General features: G+C 40.9%; 6 protein-coding genes and 2 pseudogenes. 7 read left to right on the forward strand and 1 reads right to left on the reverse strand.

Features of this window, described 5'->3' with window-relative positions:
* Positions 1-74 precede the first annotated feature (74 nt).
* Entirely contained in the window at positions 75-1,556 is a 1,482-nt protein-coding gene (gene proS, locus AC1DCD_RS08385) for a proline--tRNA ligase (protein ID WP_008449237.1), read from the reverse strand.
* 217 nt (positions 1,557-1,773) lie between these two features.
* Between proS and AC1DCD_RS08390 the strand changes: the two are divergent.
* From AC1DCD_RS08390 to AC1DCD_RS08420, 7 genes and pseudogenes are all read left to right on the forward strand, one after another.
* Positions 1,774-1,957: pseudogene (locus tag AC1DCD_RS08390) on the forward strand (helix-turn-helix domain-containing protein); the annotation flags it as partial.
* Between the two features lie 103 nt (positions 1,958-2,060).
* On the forward strand, positions 2,061-2,273 hold the full coding sequence (locus AC1DCD_RS08395; protein ID WP_019035566.1) for a helix-turn-helix transcriptional regulator: 213 nt from the start codon (positions 2,061-2,063) through the stop codon (positions 2,271-2,273).
* A gap of 4 nt (positions 2,274-2,277) precedes the next feature.
* Positions 2,278-2,649 carry a DUF1016 N-terminal domain-containing protein gene (locus AC1DCD_RS08400; protein WP_353586234.1) on the forward strand — a complete coding sequence of 124 codons (372 nt, stop codon included), beginning with the start codon at positions 2,278-2,280 and terminating at the stop codon, positions 2,647-2,649.
* A 77-nt stretch (positions 2,650-2,726) separates the two neighbouring features.
* Positions 2,727-3,596 carry a DNA damage-inducible protein D gene (dinD, locus tag AC1DCD_RS08405; protein ID WP_036885036.1) on the forward strand — a complete coding sequence of 290 codons (870 nt, stop codon included), beginning with the start codon at positions 2,727-2,729 and terminating at the stop codon, positions 3,594-3,596.
* Between the two features lie 121 nt (positions 3,597-3,717).
* A pseudogene (locus AC1DCD_RS08410) lies at positions 3,718-3,822 on the forward strand (HTH-like domain-containing protein); the annotation flags it as partial.
* Between the two features lie 585 nt (positions 3,823-4,407).
* Positions 4,408-5,235 (forward strand): hypothetical protein, encoded by an 828-nt coding sequence (locus AC1DCD_RS08415; RefSeq protein WP_464641106.1) that lies wholly within the window; start codon positions 4,408-4,410, stop codon positions 5,233-5,235.
* A 20-nt stretch (positions 5,236-5,255) separates the two neighbouring features.
* On the forward strand, positions 5,256-7,628 hold the full coding sequence (locus AC1DCD_RS08420) for a DUF2357 domain-containing protein (protein ID WP_464641082.1): 2,373 nt from the start codon (positions 5,256-5,258) through the stop codon (positions 7,626-7,628).
* Positions 7,629-7,958 lie beyond the last annotated feature (330 nt).

The following is a 7,958-nucleotide window of genomic DNA, read 5'->3' on the forward strand; positions in this document are numbered from 1 at the left end:
TATATATATGTTTAGAAAAAAAGTCCGCAATAATGGTTTATATAACCATTAATAATACGGACTTGCTATTATAATTAATAAGATCTTGCTATCAATACGCGATATTTGGCAGGTTTACCACTTACCATATCTACCCCTAAAGTTTGCTCGAACATATATGGTACACATCTAATTGTAGCTTGTGTGTCTTCTTTTATTTTAGCTTCAGTTTCTTCTGTTCCGTCCCAATGGCATAAGAAGAATCCACCATTTTTTATCTTTTCTTTAAACTCTTCATAATCCTCACATTCATAAATATGAGCATCACGAAAAGCAAGTGCTTTCTTAAAGATATTATCTTGTATTTCGTCTAAAAGATGTTTTATATAATCGGTAATACCATCGAAACTTACACTCTCTTTCTCTAAGGTATCGCGACGCATTACCTCTATGGTGTTGTTTTCGAGATCTCTTCCGCCCATAGCTAAGCGTACAGGAACTCCTTTTAGCTCGTAGTCAGCAAACTTAAAGCCGGGACGCTTGTTGTCGCTATCATCAAATTTTACTGTTACCCCTGCTTCACGTAGCTCATCAATGACAGGTTGTAGCTTGTTCTTAAGCTGCTCAAGCTGCTCTTCACCCTTAAAAATAGGTATGATAACTACCTGAATAGGAGCAATCTTTGGTGGAAGTACCAACCCATTATCATCAGAATGGGTCATTATCAAAGCACCTATAAGACGAGTGCTAACACCCCAAGATGTTGCCCATACATATTCTGGCTTATTTTCTTTATTTAAGAAAGTTACATCAAAACTCTTTGCAAAATTTTGCCCTAAGAAATGTGAGGTACCACTTTGCAAGGCTTTGCCGTCTTGCATCATTGCTTCTATAGTATATGTGTCTAAAGCTCCTGCAAAGCGTTCTGTTTCGCTTTTCACTCCTTGAATAACAGGCACTGCTAACCATTTCTCAGCAAAGTCGGCATATACCTTTAGCATTAGTTTAGCCTCTTCTTCTGCTTCTTGTTTTGTGGCATGAGCAGTATGACCTTCTTGCCATAAAAACTCCGAAGTACGCAAAAACGGACGTGTGCGCATTTCCCAACGCATCACATTACACCACTGGTTACACATTAAGGGAAGGTCGCGCCACGAATGTATCCAGTTCTTATAAGTATTCCAAATAATAGTTTCACTTGTTGGACGAATTATCAATTCTTCTTCCAACTTTGCATTAGGGTCAACCTCTACACCTTCACCGTTTTCTTTAGTTTTCAATCTATAGTGTGTAACAACGGCAGCCTCTTTAGCAAAACCTTCTACATGTTCAGCCTCACGCGATAAGAAGCTCTTTGGTATTAGCAGTGGGAAATAAGCATTTTGCACACCAGTAGCCTTAAACATCTTATCTAATTGTCCTTGAATATTCTCCCAAATAGCATATCCATAAGGCTTTATCACCATACAACCACGTACAGCCGACTGCTCTGCCAAGTCAGCTTTTACTACTAAGTCGTTGTACCATTGAGAATAATTATCAGCTCTTTTGGTAAGCTCTTTTAGTTCTTTTGCCATATTTTCTATTAATGTTATGTCTTTAATATGATGGAAATATCTTTTTATAAAGTCTGTTAAGAATGTATATATAGATATTTACCTATTCTAATATCTTTGTGCAAATTTACAAAAAAATGTTGGCAAAAAGATAGTAATATATTAATTTGTTTAATAAGGATAAGGTATATAAGTAAATGTAAAACAATGCATAGCCTCAGCGTGAGCCTTTTTATGTATCAAGAAAGGTGGAAAACTCGGACGCAAGGTAGGCTCTGTAAAAACGACAGAACAGATGAAAGCCGAATATAAGGAAGTAATAAGTTTGCCCGCAAGGGGTATTCCATTCGGGATGTGGCGAAGTTGAGAGTGGTAAAGGAGTAAGTACTGTACAACGAGTGAAATGTAGACTTAACTCGTGATGAGTATTTTTCACTAAGTTGCAAAATAAGCGCAAATATTACTGCGTTTATGCGGAAATGTGAAGTATTATAATTACCTTTACATTCAAATTCGCATCTGAATATGGCAAATAAAGAATTAAACAGGCTAAAAGTTGTTCTTGCTGAAAAAAAGAAAACGAACAAATGGCTTGGTGAACAACTGGGAAAGGACAAAACAACTATATCAAAATGGTGTACCAATACTTGCCAACCAGATTTGGGTAATCTTATGAAGATAGCCAAACTGCTTGAGGTAGAAGTGACTGACCTTCTCAGGGAAGACAATATAGACTGATAAAATGACAACAGACAATAAAGACAACAAACTCTCAATAGGGAGTAGCGATTATGCCGAGATACTGCGACATGCTGTCGCAGTAATTGAGCACGCACGGACGGAGATAGCCCGACATATCAATGGCTATGTTTCTACTGCCTATTGGGAGATTGGTCAAATGCTTCATGAGCGTAAGATTGAAAGTGGATATGGTGATAGTGTAGTAAAAAGACTGTCTGTAGACCTGAAAGAACGCTATCCAAAGATGGGTGTTTCACCGCGCCAACTTTGGAACATAAAGAAATTTTACGAGCGTTACGTTGGGCATGATGAAAAAGTGCTACGCTCCGTAGCACTTTTGCCGTGGTCGCACAATCTGCTATTTATCAGTTGATAGTATCGAAAGAGAAGTTACAGAAAGTCCTTGCTGACGAGATAAAGGCGGTTAGTGAGGAAAAGAAATATTATAACATGGACATTCAAAGAATAAATCAGCATACATCCGCTTTCAATGAGATAACGCATTACATTGAGAGCGATAATGGCAAAGAAAAGGTTGAAGTATGGTTTGCACGCGAGCTTCAGTCTGTTCTTGGCTATGCACGTTGGGAGAATTTTACTATAGCTATAGGCCGAGCAGTCGAATCATGTAAATCACAGAATATCAATGTGAATGATCATTTTCGTGAGGTCACGAAAATGATAAGCTTGGCAAAAGGTGCTAAGCGTGAAGTCAAGGACTATATGCTTACTCGCTTTGCCTGCTATCTCATAACCCAGAATGGTGATCCAAAGAAAGAAGAAATAGCATTTGCACAAGGTTATTTTGCATTACAGACAAGGCGGGCTGAACTTATAGCTGAGCATTTGCAGCAAGTGTCACGTCTGGAAACACGCGATCGACTACGTGCTTCAGAAAAACAATTGTCTCGCAACATTTATGAGCGTGGTGTTGATGACCGTGGATTTGGTCGTATACGTTCAAAAGGTGACACGGCTTTGTTTGGCGGACATACCACCGAAGACATGAAACTTCGCCTCGGCATCAAGTCAACACGTCCGTTGGCTGACTTTCTTCCTACGCTGACCATTGCTGCAAAAAACCTCGCAACAGAAATGACAAATTACAATGTGGAGCAGAAGGACCTTTATGGTGAACAGAGCATTACTGCCGAACACATTCAGAACAATGTCAGCGTGAGGCAGATGCTGGGGCAACGAGGCATAAAACCCGAAAACCTTCCTCCCGCTGAGGACATCAAGAAAGTGGAGCGCAGAGTGGCAAGCAACGAGAAGAAAATAGAAAAAACTTCAAACAAATTGCCAAAGAAGGTAGAATAATATAGAACACTTACTGACGAGATTAAGGCGGTTAGTGAGGAAAAAGGAAATAATAAGACAAAGATATAGCAAGATGGAGCAGAATTTCAGCTTTAACGAATTGGTATCATATTTAAAAGATATGAACAAAGAGTATCGTTCTCTTTCATATTATCTATTTGCAATCAAATATGGAGAATCTCTAAAAGACAAAAATCTTACGGAGATTGTACGTTCTGCAGGCCTTACTAAAAGTATGTCTAAAGAACTTAGTAAGGGAATGCGACTTTATAAAGTTCTTAAAAGTGACAAATTGGGACTATTATCAAAGGGTAAAAGCGACATTCAAAATCCTAATACACAAATCAATTATTTTTTAACTGATTTGGCAATAAACAATTCAATTTTATATCTCACCGCCCTCCGCACCAAGCCCTTTATGCTTCTTGCCGGTATCAGCGGTACTGGCAAAAGCCGCATTGTGCGTAAGTTGGCACAAGCGACAATTACCGAGGAGTTGCAAAGGGCTAATGGATATACGGGCGATGACTTTGCTAATGACCGTTGGAAGCTGCATTCGCCTGCCAATTTTGAACTGATACAAGTGAAGCCGAACTGGCACAACTCGATGGACGTAATCGGTTATCTGTCTAACATTCCGAGTCCGCACTATGTATTCACTCCATTCATTGAGTTTATCGTTAAGGCATGGCAGCATCCCGAAGTGCCGTTCTTTTTGTGTCTCGATGAAATGAACCTTGCTCCAGTGGAGGAATACTTTGCCGAGTTTCTGAGTGCCATTGAGAGTCGTAGTTTTGAGGGTGAAGAGTACTTGACTGACCCAATCATTAAGCCATTTAACTCGTTTGGAGAAGAAGTGGCGAAAATGATGGTAAACACGTTGTTCCCAAACTTCACGGCTGCCGACAAAAATTCTTTCTTAGGAAAGGTTGTTGACCATCTTGAAACGAAAGGTCTGACCTTGCCCAAGAATCTCATTGTAATAGGTACTGTGAACATGGACGAGACAACTTTCTCTTTCTCACGCAAGGTGCTCGACAGAGCCATGTCAGTAGAAATGAACGAGGTGAACTACGACAGTTTTCTTACCGACACAACAGACGATGACCTTAAAGCCATTGTTAAGGCATTAGAGGAAAACGATGATGCAGACTTGAACACTCTGCTCGTTGACCGTCACATCGAAGCAAGGGAAATCATAGACGATCTGGGCGATGATGCAAGATTTGCCATAGACTATCTGAAGCGCATCAATGCCTTGCTTGAAGGCACACCTTTCAAGCTTGGCTATCGTGCCGCCAATGAAGCGCTGATATATCTACAAGCATCGTATGAGTTCGGACAGACCAACCGCATAGCAGCACTTGACAACTTTACACTGATGAAAATTCTCTCACGCATAGAGGGCGATGAAACGAAACTGAAAATCACCGATTCGGAAGCAGACAAGGAACGCATAGCCAAAGCAGAGGTGAATGTGGATGAAGCCAAGCAATATGGCGAAATGAACATACTTACCGCCTTGCGCTACATCATCACAAATCAGTTGGGAGAACAAGACAAGCTACATTCCGTCAAAAAGATAGACAGTATGCTCAGCCAACTGAAGCGTAACCATTTTGTTTCTTTCTGGAACTAAACATTCATGCTCACAAAAGTATGGCAAGTGTATTCAACTTTGAAGTGACAAACGAGGACTTGCTTGTAAGGTTCTCTTGTCCTAATCATGAGCGGAGAATAACCGAGACCATCCGCAATCTCTGTATCGACACCATTAATACTGACAGTGCCGCAAAGTTGTTGTGCCGCTACACATCGGAAACACAGCATGTTAAGTTTTCTTTTAACGGATACGCACAGGAAGGAAATGACATCCGCTATGAAGCCGTATTCTTCGAGAATACAGAATATCCACTTATTGTGCGTGGTAAGGGCAAGAACTTAGAAAAATTGTCACTTGCTATCAACGACCATCTGCGCACCGATGGTAAGGACAAAAGCACCATTATCAGCACAGGCGATGAACTGTATGGGTCGCTGAACTTTCACAACCAAGTGGGTATGACAGACTTCTGCATCACCTACAAAGTGAAAGGGGATGAACAATCCAAGGAATTGAAGTTCATGACCGAGGTTTTGAGCTATAAACTTGACTACCGCTCAGACTTGAAGACAATTATCTCTGACATAGAGTATGAGTATGCTATGCTGAGTACATCGTTTCTGAAGGATACTTATCTCAGTATGCGTCAAGGCACAGGTGAAAGCAATCCGCTGATATGGTGGCAAATATTCAAGTCGTGCTATGCCGACATTATGGAGGCTGCACGCCAAATCGTTGACCGTCCCAAACAGCGTTTGCGCTCCGTAGCTAAGTATGAGAGAGCGGAACGCATGACATATATTCCAAGAGAACTGGAAAACGAATACCAGATGCATAAGGACAATCCTGCCCATTTGTACCGCACGGAGGAACTGACGCTGAGCCATGACACAATAGAAAATCGTTTCTTGAAATATGCTATTCGGGAAATGACACACCGCTTTGCTGTGGTGAAGGAACACATTATGACCGCTATGCACCTTGACGACCCGAAGCGCATAGACACTTCGCTTGAAGATATGGAGAACGAGCTGATGCAACTCTCGAACAATGCTTTTTTCCGTGGTGTAGGACAGTTCAAGGGGTTTACGCAAGATAACCTCGTTATGAAGCAAGCCCAAGGTTACAAAACCATTATGGAGAAATGGGTGGAACTGCAACAGGGCTACGAATTAGAGGATGGCTTGCGCAAACTGGAAGTGAAGGACATTTGCGACCTATATGAGATATGGTGCTTTATCAAAGTGAAGAACATTGTGCAGGATGTGATGAAGGAATTGTGCAAGGATGCCAAGCCAAAGGTGAACGGCAGAGACATTAGCAACGACTTTATTCCGCAACTCGTATATGGCGGTTCGGTGAGTTTCATCAACCAAGACGGCATTGAATTGGCAAGTGTATGCTACAATGCCGAGGTGCATAAAGACAAATCCCTTTCAGCCATAAGCGGAACAAACACCATGACGACTGTGCAGCGTCCTGACATTGTGCTGAGACTGAGCAAGCAAGCTGAAGGTAATATGAAGTTCACCTACCTGTTTGATGCCAAATACCGAATAGCCGACACGGATGAGAACGGCTGCAGATATGACAGCCGTTATGATGTGCCACCAGCTGATGCCATTGACCAGATGCATCGTTACCGTGATGCCATATACTACACGGAAGAAGGACGTGACCACGAACACTTAAAGAAAGAAATCATAGCTGGTTATGTGCTGTTTCCTGGACACATACCGTTGGAGGCACTTGACGCAGAGAATGGTGACTATTACTATCAGCAGTCTAACCGCTTGATTGGGATTGGTGCATTCCCCTTGCGCCCCGACCAAGAGCAGCATGCTGGGGACGGAAGCATCATCATAAATGCCAACAATTCGGAGCAAGCCTTGCGCCTACAGATTCGCCATTGGCTTGAGGATGACAACGGACGGGAACGGTTGTTGGAAGAAAGCATACCTCAAAAGGGGTTGGAATACTCGGATGAGCCAGTTAATAAAGGTACATTCTACATTGCATCAGTAGATAGCCATGTGAATACCGCCAAGGAACTGGTGCTGAATGGTCAAAGCCAAATCTTCTTCTCTGGCTATAAATCCATTCTGTCTGGTGTTGATTTCCAAAAGATAAAATACTTTGCGCCTGTGGATAACCACTTGGTAAAAGGATATTATCAGGTACTCTCAGTGGAAGCGATGGACATGAGTGAAGCACTGGTAAAAGAAAAGGCGCAGGCAAAAGGGCAAGCCAAGAACTATAAAGGTTATGACAAGCCAATCCGCATTTGCTTGAAATTAGGCAAATACACTTTGCTGTCCACTCCTTTTGTCTACGGACTTGACAGTAACGCGTCCAAAGGTATTGCTATGACAAGGAAAGAGTTTAAGGAGTATTGCAAAAGAACAAAAGTTTTGGATAATCAATTCTAATATTGGATAATATAGCAATATAGAACCTTTTATGGCAAGAAACAAAAGAAACATACGAAAAGGATACATTCTTTTGACCTAACAAAGACTATTTATAAAAAGCTCATTTATATATTATTAAGAAGACATGTATTGGAATAGAAAACGAGAATATTGCAAAGTAAAAATAATCTATTTTTAATACAAAAATAGATTAAAAATGAAGTAAAAATAATCTATTTTTGTTTTTAGGACGTTATTTTTATCTTTTAAATAGTCGTCCCTTAAAAACTATATTTCAGCATAAAGTTTGTATTGACAAGCTTTATGCTGATTCTTTTTATAAGGTAC

The organism is Prevotella sp. C0209C1 (assembly GCF_056583855.1).

Bases quoted from the DNA above. Each gene is read 5' to 3' on its own strand.
- proS (WP_008449237.1), bottom strand. From the start codon at position 1,556: ATGGCAAAAGAACTAAAAGAGCTTACCAAAAGAGCTGATAATTATTCT.
- AC1DCD_RS08420 (WP_464641082.1), top strand. From the start codon at position 5,256: ATGGCAAGTGTATTCAACTTTGAAGTGACAAACGAGGACTTGCTTGTA.
- dinD (WP_036885036.1), top strand. From the start codon at position 2,727: ATGGACATTCAAAGAATAAATCAGCATACATCCGCTTTCAATGAGATA.
- AC1DCD_RS08400 (WP_353586234.1), top strand. From the start codon at position 2,278: ATGACAACAGACAATAAAGACAACAAACTCTCAATAGGGAGTAGCGAT.
- AC1DCD_RS08395 (WP_019035566.1), top strand. From the start codon at position 2,061: ATGGCAAATAAAGAATTAAACAGGCTAAAAGTTGTTCTTGCTGAAAAA.